This is a genomic window from Pseudomonas fluorescens (genome assembly GCF_001307275.1).
GTDB lineage: Bacteria > Pseudomonadota > Gammaproteobacteria > Pseudomonadales > Pseudomonadaceae > Aquipseudomonas > Aquipseudomonas fluorescens_AA.
This window is the reverse complement of the sequence record NZ_CP012831.1, coordinates 1,062,965-1,084,536: the sequence shown is the minus strand read 5'-3', so window position 1 is coordinate 1,084,536 and position 21,572 is coordinate 1,062,965. Positions and strand designations below refer to the sequence as shown.

Annotated in this window: 17 protein-coding genes and 1 pseudogene; 13 read left to right on the top strand and 5 right to left on the bottom strand. The window is 60.4% G+C overall.

What is annotated here, in order from left to right; translation table 11 throughout:
• Nucleotides 1–1,158, top strand: coding sequence for a phospholipase D-like domain-containing protein (locus AO356_RS04820; protein ID WP_060738804.1), 1,158 nt, complete (start codon nucleotides 1–3; stop codon nucleotides 1,156–1,158).
• A gap of 264 nt (nucleotides 1,159–1,422) precedes the next feature.
• Here the strand turns inward: AO356_RS04820 and bglX are convergent, their stop codons facing one another.
• Entirely contained in the window at nucleotides 1,423–3,714 is a 2,292-nt protein-coding gene (gene bglX / locus AO356_RS04815) for a beta-glucosidase BglX (RefSeq protein WP_060738803.1), read from the bottom strand.
• A 251-nt stretch (nucleotides 3,715–3,965) separates the two neighbouring features.
• On the opposite strand from bglX, the gene AO356_RS04810 reads away from it, so the two are divergent.
• From AO356_RS04810 to AO356_RS04785, 6 genes are all read left to right on the top strand, one after another.
• Nucleotides 3,966–4,574: a LemA family protein gene (locus AO356_RS04810; RefSeq protein ID WP_060738802.1), complete on the top strand. Its 609-nt coding sequence runs from the start codon at nucleotides 3,966–3,968 to the stop codon at nucleotides 4,572–4,574.
• Between the two features lie 136 nt (nucleotides 4,575–4,710).
• Nucleotides 4,711–5,466, top strand: a complete 756-nt coding sequence (locus tag AO356_RS04805; protein WP_060738801.1) for a TPM domain-containing protein — start codon at nucleotides 4,711–4,713, stop codon at nucleotides 5,464–5,466.
• Between the two features lie 28 nt (nucleotides 5,467–5,494).
• Nucleotides 5,495–6,112, top strand: a complete 618-nt coding sequence (locus AO356_RS04800) for a TPM domain-containing protein (protein ID WP_060738800.1) — start codon at nucleotides 5,495–5,497, stop codon at nucleotides 6,110–6,112.
• 212 nt (nucleotides 6,113–6,324) lie between these two features.
• Nucleotides 6,325–7,545 (top strand): class I SAM-dependent methyltransferase, encoded by a 1,221-nt coding sequence (locus AO356_RS04795; protein ID WP_060738799.1) that lies wholly within the window; start codon nucleotides 6,325–6,327, stop codon nucleotides 7,543–7,545.
• Between the two features lie 220 nt (nucleotides 7,546–7,765).
• Nucleotides 7,766–8,347 (top strand): DJ-1/PfpI family protein, encoded by a 582-nt coding sequence (locus AO356_RS04790; RefSeq protein ID WP_060738798.1) that lies wholly within the window; start codon nucleotides 7,766–7,768, stop codon nucleotides 8,345–8,347.
• A gap of 71 nt (nucleotides 8,348–8,418) precedes the next feature.
• Nucleotides 8,419–8,763 carry a YegP family protein gene (locus tag AO356_RS04785; protein WP_060738797.1) on the top strand — a complete coding sequence of 115 codons (345 nt, stop codon included), beginning with the start codon at nucleotides 8,419–8,421 and terminating at the stop codon, nucleotides 8,761–8,763.
• A 169-nt stretch (nucleotides 8,764–8,932) separates the two neighbouring features.
• On the opposite strand, the gene AO356_RS04780 is transcribed toward AO356_RS04785, so the two are convergent.
• Nucleotides 8,933–9,952 (bottom strand): DUF4917 family protein, encoded by a 1,020-nt coding sequence (locus AO356_RS04780; RefSeq protein ID WP_060738796.1) that lies wholly within the window; start codon nucleotides 9,950–9,952, stop codon nucleotides 8,933–8,935.
• A 140-nt stretch (nucleotides 9,953–10,092) separates the two neighbouring features.
• Here AO356_RS04780 and yiaY point away from each other — a divergent pair, with 140 nt between their 5' ends.
• Entirely contained in the window at nucleotides 10,093–11,241 is a 1,149-nt protein-coding gene (yiaY, locus tag AO356_RS04775; RefSeq protein WP_060738795.1) for an L-threonine dehydrogenase, read from the top strand.
• Here yiaY and AO356_RS04770 read toward each other — a convergent pair.
• Together AO356_RS04770 and AO356_RS04765 are read right to left on the bottom strand one after the other, a co-directional pair.
• Nucleotides 11,238–12,401: an MFS transporter gene (locus AO356_RS04770; RefSeq protein WP_060738794.1), complete on the bottom strand. Its 1,164-nt coding sequence runs from the start codon at nucleotides 12,399–12,401 to the stop codon at nucleotides 11,238–11,240. The genes yiaY and AO356_RS04770 overlap by 4 nt on opposite strands.
• A 13-nt stretch (nucleotides 12,402–12,414) precedes the next feature.
• Nucleotides 12,415–13,650: an aminotransferase class I/II-fold pyridoxal phosphate-dependent enzyme gene (locus AO356_RS04765; protein ID WP_060738793.1), complete on the bottom strand. Its 1,236-nt coding sequence runs from the start codon at nucleotides 13,648–13,650 to the stop codon at nucleotides 12,415–12,417.
• A gap of 256 nt (nucleotides 13,651–13,906) precedes the next feature.
• Here AO356_RS04765 and AO356_RS33305 point away from each other — a divergent pair.
• The 3 genes and pseudogenes from AO356_RS33305 to AO356_RS04755 all read left to right on the top strand — a co-directional run.
• Nucleotides 13,907–13,990, top strand: a pseudogene (locus tag AO356_RS33305) (glutathione transferase); the annotation flags it as partial.
• A gap of 231 nt (nucleotides 13,991–14,221) precedes the next feature.
• On the top strand, nucleotides 14,222–15,571 hold the full coding sequence (locus AO356_RS04760) for a GGDEF domain-containing protein (RefSeq protein ID WP_060738792.1): 1,350 nt from the start codon (nucleotides 14,222–14,224) through the stop codon (nucleotides 15,569–15,571).
• Between the two features lie 328 nt (nucleotides 15,572–15,899).
• The gene (locus tag AO356_RS04755) at nucleotides 15,900–16,403 is read left to right on the top strand and encodes a DUF4142 domain-containing protein (protein WP_060738791.1); all 504 of its coding nucleotides are present in this window, start codon (nucleotides 15,900–15,902) and stop codon (nucleotides 16,401–16,403) included.
• A 96-nt stretch (nucleotides 16,404–16,499) separates the two neighbouring features.
• Here the strand turns inward: AO356_RS04755 and AO356_RS04750 are convergent, their stop codons facing one another.
• On the bottom strand, nucleotides 16,500–16,904 hold the full coding sequence (locus tag AO356_RS04750; RefSeq protein ID WP_060738790.1) for a low affinity iron permease family protein: 405 nt from the start codon (nucleotides 16,902–16,904) through the stop codon (nucleotides 16,500–16,502).
• Between the two features lie 176 nt (nucleotides 16,905–17,080).
• On the opposite strand from AO356_RS04750, the gene AO356_RS32790 reads away from it, so the two are divergent.
• Both AO356_RS32790 and AO356_RS04745 read left to right on the top strand, forming a co-directional pair.
• The gene (locus tag AO356_RS32790) at nucleotides 17,081–17,227 is read left to right on the top strand and encodes a hypothetical protein (RefSeq protein ID WP_170866878.1); all 147 of its coding nucleotides are present in this window, start codon (nucleotides 17,081–17,083) and stop codon (nucleotides 17,225–17,227) included.
• A 509-nt stretch (nucleotides 17,228–17,736) separates the two neighbouring features.
• Entirely contained in the window at nucleotides 17,737–21,468 is a 3,732-nt protein-coding gene (locus tag AO356_RS04745) for a calcium-binding protein (RefSeq protein ID WP_060738789.1), read from the top strand.
• The last annotated feature ends 104 nt before the right edge of the window (nucleotides 21,469–21,572 follow it).

The following is a 21,572-nucleotide window of genomic DNA, read 5'->3' as shown; positions in this document are numbered from 1 at the left end:
ATGAGCGGCCCGGTCTTTCCCTGGCGTGAAGGCAATCGCTTCGAGCTGTTGATCGACGGCCCACAGTTCTTCCCACGCATGCTGGTGGAAATCGCCCGTGCCCAGGAGCAGGTCGAACTGGAGCTGTACCTGGTGGAGGCGGGGGCCTGCGCCGAGGCGATGGTCCAGGCACTGGTGCAGGCCGCCGAGCGGGGCGTTCGCGTGCGCTGCCTGTTCGATGACTATGGCAGCCTGGCGTTTACCCTGGCCTTGCGCAAGCGCCTGACCGAGGCTGGGGTTGAGTTGCGTTTCTACAATCGCCTGAGCTGGCGCCGCTGGGTGCGCAACCTTTATCGGGATCACCGCAAGCTGCTGTTGGTGGACCAGCGCCTGGCCGTGGTCGGTGGCACCGGGGTGACCGATGAATTCTGGAACCCCCTCGACGACCGCAGTGAGTGGCACGAAGTGATGGTGGAAATCGTCGGCCCGCTGGTGCTCGACTGGCAGTTGCTGTTCGACCGCCAGTGGCTTGCCAACCGTCATCGGCGGGCCTGGAAGCCAGCCTCCAATTTCGGCTTGCCGCGCCTGCCGCGCATCCCGCCGGTGGGCGAAGGCATGGGCCGGGTGGCGTATGCCGACGCCCGCCAGCATCGCGACATCCTGCAATCGCTATCCCGGGCATTGAACAGCGGCCAGAAACGCATCTGGATGGCGACGCCATATTTCCTGCCGACCTGGAACGTGCGCCGCTCCTTGCGCAAGGCCGCCGCCCGGGGCATCGACGTGCGCCTGCTGCTGACCGGCCCGCGCACCGATCACCCATCCGTGCGCTACGCCGGGCACCGTTACTACCCGCGATTGCTCAGGGCCGGCGTGCAGATTTTCGAGTACCAGCCGTGTTTCCTGCACCTGAAGATGGTGTTGGTGGATGATTGGGTCAGCATCGGCTCCTGCAATTTCGATCACTGGAACCTGCGTTTCAATCTGGAAGCCAATCTGGAAGCCCTGGATTCCAGGCTCAGCAGCGCCGTGGCGGCCAGTTTCGAGCGGGATTTCGCCCAGAGCCTGCAAGTCAGCCTCGACGCCTGGCAGCGCCGACCGTTGTGGAAGCGATTCAAGCAGCGGGTGTGGGGGTTGGTGGATCGGGTGGTGGTGAATCTGTTGGATCGGCGCGGTTAGCTCAAGCACCCAGATACAACTGTGGGAGCGAGCTTGCTCGCGATAGCAGAGTATCAGCCAATGTCGATGCGGCTGATCTGACGCCATCGCGAGCAAGCTCGCTCCCACAGTGGATTTTCAGCGGTCACAAAAGCGTTTGCCACAGAACCCATTGTGGGAGCGAGCTTGCTCGCGATAGCGGAGTGTCAGTCGATATCGATGCGGCTGACCTGACGCTATCGCGAGCAAGCTCGCTCCCACAGGAGGATCAAGTTGTTCTGAAGGTCAGAGCAACTCAAAACTCTGCTGCTTCACGTCCTGGGAATCCAGGCCGATCTGCACGTTGAACTTGCCCGGCTCTGCCCCGTACTTGAGCTGGGCGTTGTAGAACTTCAGGTCGTCTTCGGTGATGGTGAAGTGGATGACTTTCTTCTCGCCAGCCTTGAGCATCACCTTGCGGAAGTTCTTCAGCTCTTTCACCGGGCGAATGATCGAGCCGGTCACGTCCTGGATGTACAACTGCACCACGGTTTCGCCGTCACGCTTGCCGGTGTTTTCCAGGGTTACGCTGGCATCGAGCTTGCCGGTCTTGTTCAGCGTGGTCGATGACAGGGCCATGTCCGACAGGCTGAACTCGGTGTAGCTCAGGCCGTAGCCGAACGGATAGAGCGGGCCGGTGGTGTCATCGAAATACTGCGAGGTGTAGTTGCCCGGCTTGCCCGGCGTGAACGGCCGGCCAATGCTCAGGTGGTTGTAGTAGGTCGGAATCTGCCCCACCGAGCGTGGGAAGGTGATCGGCAGCTTGCCCGACGGGTTGTAGTCGCCGAACAGCACGTCCGCGATGGCGTTGCCACCTTCGGTGCCGCTGAACCAGGTTTCCAGGATCGCATCGGCCTGCTGCTTTTCTTCCAGCAACGACAGCGGACGGCCATTCATCAGCACCAGCACCAGGGGCTTGCCGGTGGCCTTCAGGGCCTTGATCAGCTCGCGTTGGCTGGCCGGGATGTTCAGTTCGGTACGGCTCGACGACTCATGGGACATGCCACGGGACTCGCCCACGGCGGCCACCACCACATCGGCGTCCTTGGCGGCTTGCACCGCTTCGTCGATCAGCACCTGGGCCGAGCGCGGGTCATCCACCACTTCCGGGGCATCGAAGTTGAGGAAGTTCAGGTAGTCGAGCACCTTCTTGTCGCCGGTGATGTTGGCGCCACGGGCGTAGATCAGCTTCGACTCGGCGCCCAGGGCGCGGGTCATACCGTCGAACAGGGTGACCGATTGCGCAGGGCGCCCGGCCGCGGCCCAACTGCCCATCATATCGATCGGTGCCTTGGCCAGCGGGCCGACCAGGGCGATCCTGGCGGTCTTTTTCAGGGGCAGGGTCTGGTTGCGGTTTTCCAGCAGGACCAGGCTGCGGCGTGCCACGTCACGGGCATCGGCGCGGTGCAGGCGGCTTTCGGCGTAGGTGTCGACCGGGTCGTCCTCGGCCTTGCCGATGCGCAGGTACGGATCCTTGAACAGGCCCATGTCGTATTTGGCCGCGAGCACTTCGCGCACGGCGTTGTCGATGTCGCTCTGTTCGATCTCGCCGGCCTTGAGCAGCCCTGGCAGTTCCTTGCCGTAGAGCGAGTCGTTCATGCTCATGTCGATGCCGGCCTTGATCGCCAGCTTCGCCGCTTCGCGACCGTCCTTGGCGACGCCGTGCTTGATCAGTTCGAAGATGGCGCCGTGGTCACTGACCGCCAGGCCCTTGAAGCCCCATTCCTTGCGCAGCAGGTCGTTCATCAGCCAGGTGTTGGCGGTGGCCGGCACGCCGTTGATGGAGTTCAGCGCGACCATCACCCCGCCGGCTCCGGCGTCGATGGCGGCGCGGTAGGGCGGCAGGTAGTCCTGGTACATTTTCAGCGGACTCGTGTCCACGGTGTTGTAGTCCCGACCGCCTTCCACTGCGCCGTAGAGGGCGAAGTGCTTGACGCTGGCCATGATGCTGTCGGCCGCGTTGGCGCCGTTGCCCTGGAATGCCTTGACCATCACCCCGGCGATGCGCGACACCAGGTAGGTGTCCTCGCCGAAACCTTCGGAGGTCCGGCCCCAACGTGGGTCGCGGGAAATGTCGACCATGGGCGCGAAGGTAATGTCCAGGCTGTCGGCCGCGGCTTCCTGGGCGGCGATGCGCCCGGAGTGGTAGATGGCGTCCATGTCCCAGCTCGAGGCCAGGGCCAGGGGGATCGGGAAAATCGTGCGGTGGCCGTGGATCACGTCATAGGCGAAGAACATCGGGATCTTCAACCGGCTGCGCATGGCCGCGTCCTGCATCGGACGGTTCTCATCGCGGGTGATGGAGTTGAACGTACCGCCAATGTTGCCGGCGGCGATTTCCTTGCGAATCATCTCCCGGGGCATTTCCGGGCCGATGCTGATCAGGCGCAATTGGCCGATCTTCTCTTCGAGGGTCATCTGCTTCATCAGATGGCTGATGAAGGCGTCCTTGTTCTCTATGGGGGCGGGCAGGTTGTCGGCAAATACGGAGTGACTGGCCAGACTGACAAACAGGCCCAGCAAACACAGCTTCTTCATGAATAGTTTTCTCGCAAGCCTAAAGGGCGGTGATCAGGACACGCCGGTCAGCCAAAATGTGAGGAGCGGCTATTGTTGTTCGGTCAAATACAGCACACTTTCGAGCCCAGGGGGCTGAACTTAGTTTCGCACCGCGCATCTTTTAGCCCATCGACCCGTTTCAATCCAGTGCGGCGGCAGATTATGCCCCAGACGCCAGTGAGATAGGTGGCCGGGTTTTTCCAATGTCATGCCAGGGAGCGCTTCATCCAATGAATCCAAGACTGAACCACCTTCGCAGCCTGCCGATGCTGGCCTTGATGCTGCTTACCACGCTGCTGGCCGGTTGCGGCATCAATAACATCCCGACCCTGGACGAACAGGCCAAGGCCGCCTGGGGCCAGGTGCAGAACCAGTACCAGCGCCGTGCCGACCTGATTCCCAACCTGGTGGAAACCGTCAAGGGCTACGCCCAGCACGAGCAGGAAACCCTGACCGCGGTGATCGAGGCGCGGGCCAAGGCCACGTCGATCCAGGTGGACGCCAGTACCTTGGACAACCCGGAAAAGCTCAAGCAGTTCCAACAGGCCCAGGACCAGTTGACCGGCGCGTTGAGCCGGCTGATGGTGGTGTCCGAGCGTTATCCGGACCTCAAGGCCAACCAGAATTTCCTGGCGCTGCAATCGCAGCTCGAAGGCACCGAGAACCGTATCGCCGTGGCACGCCGCGACTTCATCCTGGCGGTGCAGAAGTACAACACCGAGATCCGCACGTTCCCGGGCCGCCTGTGGCACAGCGTGATGTACAGCGACCTGCCGCTGCGCGAAACGTTCGAGGCCACCAGCTCCAATGCCGAAAAAGCCCCTGAAGTGAAGTTCTGAAGAAATTGTGGGAGCGAGCCTGTGGGAGCAAAGCTTGCTCGCGATGAACGATAACGCGGTCATTCGAAAGACCGAGGTGCCTTCATCGCGAGCAAGCTTTGCTCCCACAGCAGTTCGCTCCCACACAGGAGTTGCGATGCGAGTGTTGAAATTTGGCCTGGTGCTGTTGCTCTGGGTGTTTGCAGTCACGGCACAGGCCGAATTGAAGTTTCCAGCGTTGACCGGGCGTGTGGTGGACACCGCCCAGATGCTCGACCCTTCGGTGCGCGCGCAACTGGAGACGCAGCTCAAGGCCCATGAACAGGCGACCGGCGAACAGGTGGTGGTCGTGACCCTGGCGGACCTGCAGGGCAGCAGCATCGAAGATTTCGGCTATCAGCTGGGGCGCCACTGGGGCATCGGGCAGAAGGATAAAAACAACGGCGCGCTGCTGATCGTGGCCCGGGATGACCGTAAACTGCGCATCGAAGTGGGCTACGGCCTGGAGGATCGCCTGACCGACGCCCAGAGTTCGGTGATCATCAACCAGGTGATCACGCCGGCCTTCAAGACCGGCAACTTCAACAAAGGCATCAGCGACGGCGTCGCGGCGATGCTGGTGGTGCTGGGCGGCAGCCCGCTGGACGAGCCGGCGCCGGCATACAGTACGGATGAACAGCAGGAGCAGGGCGATTTTGTCGAGCGCCATGCCGGGTTGTTCATCTTCCTGGTGATCCTGTTTATTTTGACGATATCGGTCTGCCAGATGCTCGGTATCCTGCCGGCCGGGCGCGGTGGCTCCAGCGGTTCGGGCAGCTCCGGTGGGGGCGGCTTCAGCGGTGGAGGCGGCGGTGGCGGCTTCAGCGGTGGCGGTGGCAGTTTCGGGGGCGGCGGTTCGTCGGGCGGCTGGTGACAATAATAATGAGCAGGCACTTTTAACCATGGCATTACTGACTGAACACGAACAACGCAAGGTCGCCGAGGCCATCGCCCGGGTCGAGCAGCATACCGACGCCGAACTGGTCACGGTGCTGGCCGCCCGCGCCGACGACTACGCTTACATCCCGCTGCTATGGGCGAGCCTGCTGGCGCTGGTGGTGCCCGGCGCGGTCCATTACCTCACCGGTTGGTTGGCCCTGCACAGCCTGTTGCTGGTGCAGTGGGTCAGTTTCATCGTGTTGTGCCTGGTGTTTCGCATCCCAAGGATCACCACTCACCTGATCCCCCGTTCCGTGCGTCACTGGCGGGCCTCCAACCTGGCACGCCGGCAATTTCTCGAGCAAAACCTGCACCACACCGTGGGCAGCACGGGCGTGCTGATCTTTGTCTGCGAGGCCGAGCGGTATGTGGAAATCCTCGTCGATGAAGGCATTTCCAGACACCTGGACAACACATGCTGGGACGCCATCGTCGCAACGTTCACCCAGCAGGTGCGCCAGGGGCAGACCTTGCAGGGGTTCGTGACGTGTATCCAAGCCTGCGGCGAATTGCTCAAGGAACATGTGCCGGTGACTCATGAGCGCAATGAGCTGCCGAATCGGTTGGTGGTGCTGGGCTGAAAGTTTCCTGTCGGCACAAGCCTGTGGGAGCAAAGCTTGCTCGCGATGAACGATGACTCGGTTTTGCCTGCCGAATCGCGGCGTATTCATCGCGGGCAAGCCTTGCTCCCACAGAGGCTACTGCTCGCCACACCAACTTTTCCGTGCCCTCGCTGCCCATCCCCCCTAAAATACCGGCATTCCCGATCCGCCCGCCCCGAGGCCGCTTGTCCATGTCCGCCACCGCAACTCCAGCCCGTCCCGCGCCGGATCACCACGCCCAGTTCATCGAACTGCTGCACACCAGCCTTGAACAAAACGCTTTCATCAAACTGGTGCTGGCCAAGTACGTCGGGGATGAGGTGGACCTCCAGCGGCTGATCATCAAGCAGCTGACGGTCAAGGACCAGCCGTGCCTGTCCTTCGTCTACCGCTACAAGACTCGCGACATCACCAAGAATCTCCCCCTGGCCGAAGGCGTGGACACTATCGCCGCGCTGTTGCCAGCGTCGTTCAAGAACGCGCATTTGCTGGCGGTCACTGACGAGGCGCAGTTGGAGTACAGCAAAAAGGGCAAAAGCTCGCTGTTCAAGAGCAAGCCCCAGCAACTGCGGGAAGTGCCGTCTGCCGAGCACAACCGCGAGAAGAACCGCTTCCTCGACCTGAACCGGCCATTTTTGGCCGACCTGGGCGTGACCAACCACAAGCACGAGCTGATTCCGGCGATGTCGCGCAAGTGGAAGCAGATCAACAAGTTCATCGAGGTCTTCAGCCACGCGCTGACATCTTCGCCACTGGCCCTGGACCAACCGGTGCGGGTCTCGGATTTCGGTTCGGGCAAGGGCTACCTGACCTTCGCCATCCACGATTACCTGCGCAACACCTTGCAGGCCGAAGGCGTGGTGACCGGTGTCGAGCTGCGTGAAGACATGGTCAGGCTGTGCAACGAAGCCGCCGCGCGGCTGGAGCACCCGGGCCTGAGTTTCCAGCACGGTGACGTGCGCAGCGTGGCGCCGAGCGCGGTGGATGTGATGATTGCCTTGCATGCCTGCGACATCGCCACCGACTACGCGATCCACATGGGCATTCGCTCGGGTGCCTCGATCATCATGTGCTCGCCGTGCTGCCACAAGCAGATCCGCCTGCAGATCCAGAGCCCGGCCTTGCTCAAGCCGATGCTGCAGTACGGTCTGCACCTGGGCCAGCAGGCGGAAATGGTCACCGACAGTTTGCGGGCGCTGTTCCTGGAAGCCTGCGGCTACGAGACCAAGGTCTTCGAGTTCATCTCCCTGGACCACACCAACAAGAACAAGATGATCCTGGCCGTCAAACGCGCCGAACCTGTGGATCCCACCGAGCTGCTGGCAAAGATCGAAGCACTCAAGGCCTTCTACCACATCACCGAGCATTGCCTGGAAACGCTACTGCGGGCGGATGGTTATTTCGAGCACTGAGGCCCCCTGTGGGAGCGAGCTTGCTCGCGATGGAACGATGACGCGGTGTGCCTGAAAGACCCCATCGCCTGAATCGCGAGCAAGCTCGCTCCCACAGACTGTCCTGCCACTTCATTTTTGTGCAGTCCGTCAGGTAATGACGGGTTATCGCTCATCCGCCGACTTACCGGACTACCTTTAATGCGTTCACCCCTCACGCATTTCCAAAGGAGCCCAACCCATGGCCGCCAAGAAAATCCTGATGCTGGTCGGCGATTACGTCGAAGATTATGAAGTCATGGTGCCGTTCCAGGCGTTGCAGATGATCGGCCACACTGTGCACGCCGTGTGTCCGGACAAAACGGCCGGGCAGACCGTGCGCACGGCGATCCACGACTTTGAAGGCGACCAGACCTACAGCGAAAAACCGGGGCACCTGTTTGCCCTCAATCATGATTTCGCCGGTGTCGAAGCCGCCGACTACGACGCGTTATTGGTGCCGGGCGGTCGCGCGCCGGAATACCTGCGCCTGAATGAAAAAGTCCTGCAACTGGTGCGCGATTTCGACCTGGCGGGTAAGCCGATTGCCGCGGTGTGCCACGGCGCGCAATTACTGGCGGCGGCGGGCATCCTGGAAGGGCGCGAATGCAGCGCCTACCCGGCGTGTGCCCCGGAAGTACGCCTGGCGGGCGGGACCTATATCGACATTCCCGTGACCCAAGGCCATGTCCAGGGCAACCTGGCGACTGCACCGGCCTGGCCTGCGCACCCAAGCTGGCTGGCGGGGTTCCTGACCCTGCTGGGCACGGCCATCACTTTGTAGTAACGCACTGGCAAGGCAAGCGCAGCGGGTCTTTACTCTCGGGACATGCCCTCATTGCCTGGAGAACAATCATGTCCGGATGGTACGAAATCAGCAAAAGCAGCAGTGGCCAGTTTCGGTTTGTACTCAAGGCGGCCAACGCCGAGATCATCTTGACCAGCGAGCTGTACACCACCCGCAGCGGCGTCGACGGCGGCATTGCTGCGGTGCAGAAAAACAGCCCGTTGGCCGACCGCTATGAACTCAAGAACACCAAGGACGGCCATCCGTACTTCAACCTCAAGGCCGGTAACCATGAAGTGATTGGCAGCAGTGAGGCGTATTCATCGGACGCCGCCCGGGACAAAGGCATCGCCAGCGTCAAGGCCAACGGACCGACGACGGTCATCAAGGACAAGACCGTGGCTGCGCTCTGACGGGACAGCAATAAGGGCGCCTGGCCTGTGGAGGGGAATCATGTGTGGGAGCAACGCTTGCTCGCGATCCAGGCGCTGCGGTTGTGCAGGCTAAGCGAGCCATTGTTCATCACGAGCAAGCTTTGCTCCCACAAATAGATCCCCTCGCTACACGTTTTTTACCCTGCCTTTAAACCTCCACCGGCACCGACAGCTTCGGATCGCCCAGTGGATGGCTCTTGGCATCGAAGAAGCGCAATTGCACCTCCAGCCCCTGGAACACCTTGGCGTAATGCCGTTTCTGGTGCTGGATGAACGCCTGACTGCGCGGGTAGATCGAAATCGCCACGGTTTTCGGTGCGGCCAGGCGCAGGGCATGGACAATGTGCCGGTCCTGCTCGCCCAGGGCATGGCCGAACAGGCACAGGTTGTCGCCATGGCGCAGCAACTGGTCGTAGCAGAACGACAGGTAATCGCTGCTGCGGATGGTCTTGAGCTTGTCCGCGCTGGAGCCTTCATTGACGAACAGCGGCACGTCGTCGAGGGTCTTGATCGTGTTGTTGATGGCGAAACTGCCCAGCAAGGTGCCTTCGGTGGACGTGAGCTTGCGCGCCGTGCCGTCCTGGTTGCGCACCAGGTGCAGGCCACCGTGCAGGTACAGCAAGCGCGGTTTGTCCGTGGTCACCTGGCTCAGGTCGAAACTGTGATCATCGCCGCAGAACAGGTCGCTGATGGTCTTGGCCCCATGCTGGATCGCCCAGTAGTTGAGCAGGTCGTAGTTGGTGGTGAACACCGTGCGGTAGCGGCTCAGCTCCTGGTTGAGCGTTGCCAGGGTCGACGGTTGCACCAGGCGCCACGGGATGTGCACCGCGTGCACGGTGTTGATCAGCGCTTCCTTGATCGCGTAATAGCGGTTACGCGGGGCGGCGGAACTGACGGCCAGGGCCTTGTTGACCCGACTGGTGGTTTTCAGCGCCCCGAGCACCTGTTCGAAACTGCGCGTCTGCATCGCGTCGAACACGCTCAGTTCCGACGGGCTCAAGGGTTTCTCCTCGACGGTGCGGGCGTTTTCGAACAGCGAGTCATAGCCGAAATCGTCCCACACCGCGCGGCTGGCCCCATTGCCCACCAGCAGGCCGCTGAAGGCGGTATCGGCGCGCACGGCCTCCCAGTCTTCGAGCCGGGTGTCGTATTCCTGGAAATCGGTCATCGCAAGGATCATCTCAAAACGTGGCAAAGGCAGGCCGGGACTTTATCACGCCCCAGTCTTGAGCCAGATCAAGATGCGTCGTGACTACTGGGTCATTCTGTAGGTCCTGCCGATCCGGCCTCTACCAGGAGTGTGACCCCATGAGCAGTACTTTTTTCATTCCCGCCGTGAACATCATGGGGCTGGGTTGCCTGGATGAAGCGATGACCGCCATCCGCAACTACGGCTTTCGCAAGGCGCTGATCGTCACCGACGTGGGGCTGGCCAAGGCCGGCGTCGCCAGCAAGGTGGCCGAACTGCTGGCGTTGCAGGACATCGATTCGGTGATTTTCGACGGTGCCAAGCCCAACCCGAGCATTGCCAATGTCGAGCTCGGCCTGGGTTTGTTGATGGAGAACCGGTGCGATTTCGTGGTGTCCCTGGGCGGCGGTTCCCCCCACGATTGCGCCAAGGGCATCGCGTTGTGTGCCACCAACGGCGGGCAGATCAGTGACTATGAAGGCGTCGACCGTTCGAGCAAGCCGCAATTGCCGCTGATCGCCATCAACACCACGGCCGGCACCGCCAGCGAAATGACCCGCTTTTGCATCATCACCGACGAGACACGCCACGTGAAAATGGCCATTGTCGATCGCAACGTGACCCCGCTGATGTCGGTGAACGACCCGGCGCTGATGGTGGCGATGCCCAAGGGCCTGACGGCTGCCACTGGCATGGATGCGCTGACCCACGCGATCGAGGCTTATGTGTCCACCGCAGCCAATCCGATTACCGATGCCTGCGCCCTGAAGGCCATGACCCTGATCAGCGACAACCTGCGCCTGGCCGTGCGCGACGGCAACGATCTGGTGGCGCGGGAAAACATGGCCTACGCGCAGTTTCTCGCGGGGATGGCGTTCAACAATGCGTCGTTGGGGTTCGTGCACGCCATGGCCCATCAGCTGGGTGGTTTTTACGACTTGCCTCATGGCGTGTGCAACGCAGTGTTGTTGCCCCATGTACAGAGTTTCAACGCCTCGGTGTGCGCCGCTCGCCTGAGCGACGTGGCCCATGCCATGGGCGCCGATACACGTGGCTTCAGCCCGGAAGAGGGGGCCCGGGAAGCTATTGCGACGATCCGCAGCCTGGCCCATGACGTGGACATTCCGGCCGGTTTGCGTGACTTGGGCGTGCGCCTCAACGACGTGCCGTTGCTGGCCGCCAACGCCTTGAAAGACGCGTGCGGCCTGACCAACCCACGGGCGGCGGACCAGCGGCAGATCGAAGAGATTTTCCGCAGCGCGTTCTAAGCGACCCGGGGCGGCACGAACCTCACACAGAGCATCGCCGCCGCCCCCAGCAGTGCGCACAACGCCGCCAATGGCCAGGCCTGTTGGCTCAACAACAGGCTGGCCATGGCGCCGATCACCGAAGCCATCAGTTGATGCAGGAATCCGCTCAACGCCATGGCATAAGCGCCGGCCACCGGTGAGCCTTCGTTGGCCAGGGACAGGCTGATGGGGTAGATCAACGATTGACCAAACACCGCGAAGCAATACGGCAGCCAGAAGAGCAGCGCGATGCTGCTCAGGGTGAGGCTGCCTGCCAGCATGGTCATGCTGCCGCCCAGCACCAGTACGATGCCCCAGCCCATCATTCGCCGTTGACCGGTGCGCAGCACAAACGCGTTCACCGCCAGCGCCCCGAACAGGTACGCCGCACTGATCGGCCAGCCCAGCAGGCCGTATTCGATGGCCGACCAGTGGAAGCTTTCCTGCAGGATCAGCGGCGCGGCGGTATTGAAGGCGACGATTACGCCGTAACCCAGCCCACCGGCCAAGGCCGGCAGCAGGAACGCGCGTTGCCGGACTATCTGCCCGTAGATCCCCCACGCCGATTGCCCATTGCTGGCGTGCACCAACATCGGGAACCTGGCCCGGGACACCGCCGCTGCCATGGCCAGGCTGATGGCGCCCAAACCCTGGAAAATCGCCTCCCAGCCGAAAGCGGCCTGGATCAGCGAGCCCAGGTACTGGCCGATACCGAGGGCAATCACAAAGGCAATCGATATCCAGGACAGGGCCTTGGCCAGCAGGTCGCCGCTGAAACTGTCGCGAATCAAGACCCGCGCCATCACCGAAATACCGCTGGCACCGATGCCCTGAATCAACCTGAGCGCCAGGAACGCCTCCACGGTTGTGCCCAGCGGCAGGGCCAGGTTGCCCAGGCCATACAACCCCAGTGCTGCCAGCAAGACCGGTTTGCGCCCCAAGCGCTGGCTCAGGCTGCCCCACAGCAACATGGGCAGCGCCATGCCGATCAGGTATACCGACAGGCCCCAGGAAACCTGGGACGCATCGGCACCCAGGTCCCGGGCGATAGCGGGCAGGGCCGGCAAGTAGATGCTCATGCCCAGTTGTGCCAGGAAAACAGTGGTGCAGGTAAGGATCAGGGTTGTACGGTTCTTCATCGAGCGTCCTGTCTCAAGGGCGGAGGTCACGCCCGTGGGTCAGCAGCAGTTCGGTGATCGTTTCACAAAACGAGCGAATCACGTCCGGCTCCATGTCGGCGCGCAGGGTAATGCGGATGGCAGCCTTGCCTTGCGGCACCACGGGAAAAAATACCGCCGAGGTGAAATACCCCCGTTCGGCCAGTTCGACCGCCAGGCTGTTGGCCAGGGCCGCTTCACCGCAAGGCACCATACGGATCGCCATGGGGGTGCCGCGCTGTCCGGTGCGCACGAGGCTGTCGAAGAGGCGGATATTAGCCTGCAAACGCTCCTGCAAGGCACTGAATTCGCGGCTGCGGTGCAGGCGGATCGACGCCATGCCGGCACCGATGGCCGCCGCGTTCAGGCTCTGGGACCAATTTCTCGGCCCACCGTAGCGCTGCACCAGCGCCTTGTACCGTTCACAGCCAAACATGACCAGCCCGCCGCTGGCACCGAATGACTTGGCCAGCGAGGCGACGATCAGGGTGCGCTCGTCCACTGCCGGGATGCGCGAACGGACCAGGCCGGCGCCGGATTCCCCGACGGCAGACAGGGCGTGGGAGTCGTCCAGGTAAAGAAACAAGCCATAGCGCTGCTTGAGATACATCAGGCTGTCCAGGTCCGCCATCCCGCCCATGCTGTAGGCGCCGTCGGCCACATACGCCACATCGCGCTGGCGTTTGCACACGTCTTCGATGAAATCCATGTCGTTGTGCGGGCAGGTGATGACCTGGGTTTCATCGGCGCAGGCAGCCTTGCTGTGGTTCATCGAATAATGGGCCTGTTTGTCGAACACCATGACGGGCGCGCGATGGTCGGTGAATGCGCCGCTGGCCAGCAACGGCAGGATCCCGGCGCTTGCCGCACTGCAGGACAGGGCACTGAGGCAACTGGCGCCGAACAGCTCCGACAGTTGGCTTTCGTACTGGTCCAGGATCGCCAGCTTGCAGCGATTCCTTGAGTTGGCGACCCGCAGTGTCCCGGTTTCCCACAGGGCGGTCATGGCGCCGTCCAGCAGCGCGGGGTGATAGTCCAGGCCCAGGTAGGACGTGGTACAGAAGTGATGAAAGGTCCGACCGTATTGGTCGACCAGCACGTTGGGTGTCTTGACCTCGACATTCAGCCCTGAGATTTTTCCGGCCTCAGTGCCCTGCCAATCCTGGTCAGCGAGGGAAATGAGCTTGCGGTAGTTGGTGAAGTAATGAGGTGGTTGAGCAGTCTGGTCCATGGCGCGATTACATTCCTTGGTTGATGGTGCTGTCCGTGGGTGTTGCGAGAGTGGTGTGTTTCCAGACTTTACAGATTGTTGTGCAGGGCTTTGAATCGGCTGTTTCCGGCATGTTTGAGTGTCACTGGGGATTTCCACGTAGGACTTTGCCTAGGACCCTGGCCGGGGAATCCATCGGCACTGTCGGAGCTTGGGAACACCACGGATTTGCCCCAGGCCCGCTGGGTGATCACGCTTTTCTGAAGGTTGCTTGCTGATGCTCTCAGGCCTCAATCATCTGACCCTTGCGGTCACCGATCTGGATCGCAGTGTGGTTTTTATGGCGACCTGGCGTCGCGGCTGAAGACCTGTCGACAGGCACCGTATGCCGGCATGGTGTTTTTTACGGAGCCGTGATGGGCTGGGTCGAGTCGAGTGGCAGCGCCTGCCAGGCGTTTCATCCCCTTAAGTGTGATCGCCTGCGCTATCCTCATCGGTATTGGGCGCGTCGGTCTCGCTCGCTGTACGGCGTCACGAACTGACCATTGCCCGCTTCGCTCACCGTTGCATTATCCGGATGACCTCCAGCCCCATGGACACTTCAAGTTCCGCGCCGCTGGCCAGCTACATCGACCTTCTGCTGGACGCCGTGTGTGCCGTCGACGGTCAAGGGCGTTTCGTGTTTGTCAGTGCCGCCTGCGAGCGCATTTTCGGCTACACGCCGCAGGAGCTGATCGGCCAGCCGATGATCGATCTGGTGCACCCTGCCGACCGCCAGCGGACCCTCGAGGCGGCGCGGGAGATCATGGAGGGCGAGCCCAAGCTCAATTTCGAGAATCGCTACCTGCGCAAGGACGGGCGGGTGGTACACATCCTGTGGTCGGCGCGCTGGTCGCCGGTGGACCAACTGCGCATTGCCGTGGCCCGGGACATCACTGAACGCAAGCAGGCCGAGTCCCGGCAGGCGGCGTTGTATGCGATTTCCGAGGCGGCCCATGCTGCGGCTGACTTGCTGGCGCTGTTCAAGCGCGTCCATCTGATTATCGGTGAGTGGCTGCCGGCGCTGAATTTCTCGGTGGCGCTGTATGACGAACAATGTTCGCAGCTGAACTTCCCCTATCACGTCGATGATCGGGAAGGCCAGCCTGAGTTGCCGGGCACGGTCACCGGGCGTTTGTGCGCCGAGGTGATTCGCAGCGGCCAGCCGATCCTGCTGACGCCCGGTGGCAACTCGTTGCCAGCGGGGTTCGACGACCTGGTGGCGCAGCCGGACGCACCGTGTTGGCTGGGCGTGCCGCTGAATTCGCAGAACGGCACGATTGGCGCATTGATCGTCAAGAGTGCGCCGGACAACGAGCGCTACACCGAACAGGACAAGGAACTGCTGCAATACGTCTGCGCACAGATCACCATTGCCATCGAGCGCAAGCAGTTGCACGCCCGGTTGCAGCACATGGCTCAGTACGATCAGTTGACCCAGGTGCCCAACCGCGAATTGCTCCGTGAACGTTTCAAGTGCGCACTGGCGACCGCCCGCGCCGCATCCGGGCGCATGGCTTTGCTGTATATCGACCTGGACCGTTTCAAACAGGTCAACGACACCTATGGCCACGGAGTGGGCGACATGCTGTTACAGGCGGTGGCCAATCGTATCAAGGGCTGTATCCGCGACACCGACACCGTGGCGCGCATCGGCGGAGACGAGTTCGTGGTCCTGCTGCACAGCATCCAGGCCTTGGAGGATGCCCACAGCGTGCAGGAAAAAATCCACCATGCACTGGCCCAGCCGCTGCGCCTGGACGGGCACTGCCTGAGCATCGAGCCGAGCATCGGCGTGGCCTGTTTCCCCGACCATGGCACTGAAGATATCGCGCTGTTCCGCCACGCCGACGAGGCGATGTACGCCGCCAAACGCCACAATCACCGGGCGTTTGGTATTTGATCGTGCGTCACCGTTCGTCGTGGCGCCAGCACCTTTCTCAAACCTTCAGCGCGTATCCCATTCGAATACAAGACGGGGCCTGCGTGCCCGGCATTAACGAATAAGGAGGGCTGAACCATGCCTGGTTCAAGCAATGTTTATCCGACAAACATTGCTCATGATCGAACGAAGGTGTCTGAAGCAGGTCGCAAAGGTGGGAGAACCACCATCACGACCGTCGATAGAATCCCGTCGAAAGCCGGGTCGGACGTCTCGCTGAATATTCATGGCTGGTTCTGATTCAACGGTGGATAACCCACCAGAACTTTTATTAGAGGAGGGCGCGACCATGAGCCGTATGGCCAGCTTTTTTCGCACCACCAGTCTCGTCGTGCTGATGGGCCTGGGTGCCAACAGTGCCTGGGCCCAATCGCCTGCCGAATTCATCGACGATGCTTCTGCCAAGGGCATGGCCGACATCGAGACAAGTCGCATGGCCCACGCAAAAGCCGAATCCAGGGAGGTCAAGGACTACACCATTATGGTGATCAACGACCGCACCACCGCCAATCAACATCTGGCGAAGATCGCCAAGAAGCTCGACTTGCCTGTCGCCCCCCGGGAGGAAGTGGCCGACAAGGCCAAGGCCTTGATGCCACAGGTCACGGAAGGCGAGTCGTTCGAAGCCGCGTATGCCGCCAGCCAGGTCAAGGCTACCGAGGAGGCCATCGCGCAAATCCAGCAGCAGGCCCAGACCACCGAAGTACCAGAGATCAAGGCCTTCGCCGACGAAACCCTGCCCAAGTTGCAGACCCATCTCGAAATGGCCAGGGCGCTGCAGGCCAGCCGTTGATCTGCCGGATCTGCTTTTACATTCAGGACCGGGGCGCCAGCGTCCCGGTTGATTTTGCCCGCCGAAAAAAGGCCTGACAGCACGCGTGCACAGGCATCAGCACTGGTTCAGGTCGATCTTGTTTTTTTGTTCCAAGCCGTCAAGGCTCTTGGCCTCGTCTTTGCCCATGTCCTGGTAGTGCTTTCTCAGCGCTTCCAGTTGCTTGAGGTCCAGCGACTCGAGGCCGAGCATTGCGTTCTGCGCATCCTTGGTCGCCCGCAATAATTCGTCGACCTTGAGATGCAGGATGTCCGTATCGCGGTTCTGCGTATTCTGGATCAGGAACACCATGAGGAAGGTGATGATGGTGGTCGAGGTGTTGATGATCAATTGCCAGGTGTCGTTGAAACCGAAGAAAGGTCCGCTGGCTGCCCACAGTGCCAACAACACGATGGCCCCCAGGAATGTCTTGGGGCTCCCCGCCCAGAGGGCCAGTTTTTGAGCGATTTTTGCGAACGCCATTGCCGTGTTTCCTTATTGGATGCACCTGTCTGGTGTGACAGCAACGAGGCGGTGAAAATTCTACTTACATTTCAGTCGCCAGCATCCGTCGACGTTCATCGTCCGGCACGATGACCGTCGCAACCATTGCCGCTCTCGCAGGTCACTGCTCAAAGCCCTCGGCATCGGAGTACAACATGAATCTCGCCCGCACTTTTTGCCTTGCCTGCTGCTTGTTCGCCCTGCAAGGCTGTTTCGACAACTCGGATAACGAGACCAAGGACAACACCGACGGCACCAAGTCTTCGGTGCAGATGCAAGAGTCGGGGGCGGAGAAAAAATAGCCGTCTGGCTGAGTCCTGTGGGAGCGAGCTTGCTCGCGATGGCGTCAGATCAGCAGCATCCATGTTGGCTGACAGGGCGCTATCGCGAGCAAGCTCGCTCCCACATACATTCACCGCCCTTAGGACGTCAGCAGCACGCTATCCCTAGGTACCGGACACTCTTGTGTAACGAGATATTGTCGTGCTATCACTCAACGCAAGGACGCTCAGTGCCCAGTTAACTTCCCAATAGGGAGAAGGACCTTGGATGGAGCTCAGCATGGAAGGGCTGCGCCAGCACGCAATTAATCGTAAAAAAATCAACAGATCCCGTTTTTTCAGATCGGGCGGTTGTGCCGTGCCTGAAATTTAATAAATGACACCTTAATCGCCTATTTTTCTAGACGAAATCTCCGCTCAAGCTTCACTGGCCACAGCCGAAAAGCACCGCAGAGATTCTTGCTTCAGTTTTGTCAACAAACACCGATTTTACGAGACCTCCTCTACCATCCTTAAGCAGGGAAGAAAAAATGGCCGTTATCAATGGAACAGCTGGCGCAGATGCACTAATTGGCACCGCAGGGGATGATGAAATCAACGCTCTGGGCGGCAACGACGTCATCAAGGGTACTGCTGGCGCAGACAAAATTGATGGCGGTGCCGGTTTAGATACTGTTGATTATTCGGCATCGACTGAAGGTATCAGTATAGATTTGCGCCAGGGAACTGGACTTGTTGGACGGGGTGGCGACGCAGAGGGGGATACGCTCATTGGTATCGAAACCGTCATAGGCTCTGCCTTCAACGACGTGCTCTCCTCTGGCCCGTACACCGTAATCCCAACGGTACGGCTGGAAGGGGGGGCAGGCGACGACATCTACAACATCAATCTGGGGCTGACCCCCTACATCATCGAACAGGCCGGTGGCGGCAACGATGAAGTCCGCGTGTCGGTGATCAATGCCAGCGGCACGGTCCTGGCGGCAAACGTCGAGCGCCTGACCTACGTCGGCACTGGCGCATTCACCGGTTACGGCAACGACAGCGACAACATCATTACCGGCGGTTCGGGCAACGACATACTGTACGGTGGCGGGGGAGCGGATCAGTTCATCGGCGGAGTTGGCTACGACGTAGCGGGGTATATCGATAGCAAAGAAGCTGTGACCATCAACCTCAAGACGGGCGTGCATTCCGGGATCGCGACAGGTGATACCTACACCGGTATCGAGGCGATCAGAGGATCGAATTTCAACGACACCTTCGTTGGCGATGGTAGCGGTATGGATTTCGACGGCGGTGCCGGGATCGACACGGTTGACTACTCGGGCTCGACTGCCGGGGTAAACGTCGATATCCGTACCGGGACAGGAACCGCAGGAACGGGCGGAGATGCAGAAGGCACCATTTTAGCGAATGTCGAAACCGTCATAGGCTCTGCCTTCAACGACGTACTCTCCGCTGGCCCGTACACCGTAATCCCAACGGTACGGCTGGAAGGGGGGGCTGGCGACGACATCTACAACATCAATCTGGGGCTGACCCCCTACATCATCGAACAGGCCGGTGGCGGCAACGATGAAGTCCGCGTGTCGGTGATCAATGCCAACGGCACGGTCCTGGCGGCAAACGTCGAGCGCCTGACCTATGTCGGCACTGGCGCATTCACCGGTTACGGCAACGACAGCGACAACATCATTACCGGCGGTTCGGGCAACGACATACTGCACGGCGGCGGGGGGGCGGATCAGCTCATCGGCGGAGTTGGCTACGACGTAGCGGGGTATATCGATAGCAAAGAAGCTGTGACCATCAACCTCAAGACGGGCGTGCATTCCGGGATCGCGACAGGTGATACCTACACCGGTATCGAGGCGATCAGAGGATCGAATTTCAACGACATCTTCGTTGGCGATGGTAGCGGTATGGATTTTGACGGCGGTGCCGGGATCGACACGGTTGACTACTCGGGCTCGACTGCCGGGGTAAACGTCGATATCCGTACCGGGACGGGAACCGCAGGAACGGGCGGAGATGCAGAAGGCACCATTTTAGCGAATGTCGAAACCGTCATCGGCTCTGCCTTCAACGACGTACTCTCCGCTGGCCCGTACACCGTAATCCCAACGGTACGGCTGGAAGGGGGGGCAGGCGACGACATCTACAACATCAATCTGGGACTGACCCCCTACATCATCGAACAGGCCGGTGGCGGCAACGATGAAGTCCGCGTGTCGGTGCTCAATGCCAACGGCACGGTCCTGGCGGCAAACGTCGAGCGCCTGACCTATGTCGGCACTGGCGCATTCACCGGTTACGGCAACGACAGCGACAACATCATTACCGGCGGTTCGGGCAACGACATACTGCACGGCGGCGGGGGGGCGGATCAGCTCATCGGCGGAGTTGGCTACGACGTAGCGGGGTATATCGATAGCAAAGAAGCTGTGACCATCAACCTCAAGACGGGCGTGCATTCCGGGATCGCGACAGGTGATACCTACACCGGTATCGAGGCGATCAGAGGATCGAATTTCAACGACACCTTCGTTGGCGATGGTAGCGGTATGGATTTTGACGGCGGTGCCGGGATCGACACGGTTGACTACTCGGGCTCGACTGCCGGGGTAAACGTCGATATCCGTACCGGGACGGGAACCGCAGGAACGGGCGGAGATGCAGAAGGCACCATTTTAGCGAATGTCGAAACCGTCATAGGCTCTGCCTTCAACGACGTACTCTCCGCTGGCCCGTACACCGTAATCCCAACGGTACGGCTGGAAGGGGGGGCAGGCGACGACATCTACAACATCAATCTGGGGCTGACCCCCTACATCATCGAACAGGCCGGTGGCGGCAACGATGAAGTCCGCGTGTCGGTGATCAATGCCAGCGGCACGGTCCTGGCGGCAAACGTCGAGCGCCTGACCTACGTCGGCACTGGCGCATTCACCGGTTACGGCAACGACAGCGACAACATCATTACCGGCGGTTCGGGCAACGACACACTGTACGGTGGCGCGGGAGCGGATCAGTTGATCGGCGGTGTTGGCTATGACATAGCGAGCTATCTCGACAGCCAAGAAGCCATGACCTTCAACCTCAAGACGGGTGTGTATTCCGGGACCGCGGCAGGTGATACCTATACCGGTATCGAAGTGATCAGGGGATCGAATTTTAACGACGTTTTCTATGGCGGTAGTTCCTCCATGATGCAGGATGGCGCGGGTGGCGTGGATCTAGTCACTTATGAACAGTCTGACAGCGCGGTGACGATCGATCTGACCAACGGTACTGACACAGGGGCGGCTGCTGGCCACACCTACGCCAACATTGAGTTTTTTCAAGGCAGCAATTTTAACGATACGCTATCAGGCTCTGGTCTGAAGGAGATCTTCATTGGTGGAGCCGGGGCAGATGTAATCGATGGTCGCGCAGGTTTCGACAGTGCTTTTTACATTACAAGCACAACAGGCGTCTCGATCAACTTGCAGACTCAAACCAATCAAGGTGGCGATGCCGAAGGTGATGTATTGCTTAACATCGAACACGTGTTGGGCAGTCATTTCAACGATGTCCTGGTTGGAAACACGGGTGTTAATTATCTGGAGGGTGGATTGGGCAATGACGTCATCGACGGCGGGGACGGCGATGATTTCCTCTATGGTGGGCTGACCTCGTGGATAGAACCTTTCAAAGTCGATAGCTCGGCGAATGGGCCACAGGCAGACATCTTGTACGGCGGCGGCGGTAACGACACCATCGTCACGACTGCCAGCGATGAGGGGACTCAAGCCTACGGTGAGGCCGGAAATGACACGATTACTGTGATACATGGCATGGCTGATGGTGGAGAAGGCAACGACCTGCTGACCGGTAGAGGCGTGGGCTTTTCACTGTCAGGAGGTCAGGGGGATGACAGACTGATATTGCAGACCGGCGGTTTTGCTAACGGTGGTGAGGGTGACGATATCTACACCGTCGATACTCCAAAGTTAGTGACGATTCAGGACGACGGTATCAGCAGCGGCGACAAATTGGTTTTGTCATACATCAGCAGCTCTGAACTGTTGACTGATCGCATCGGTGATGACCTTTATCTGCACCGATCAAGTTTCACTCCAGGACAGACACCGCAAGAAGGTGTGCGCCTCAAGGATTGGTATGCAGGTTACGACACCATCGAACAGATCCAGACAGCTGATATGCAACTCGTCAGTCTGTCGGGCATCAAGGGGTTTGCCGATGATCTGTTTGCCTAAACAGCTGAGTCGGCATTTCTTGCCGTTTCATACTGGTCACGGTAGGAAAATGCATTCAATGGCAAACACGCTTTCATAACGAGTCTTGAATGTGTCGCTTTTGC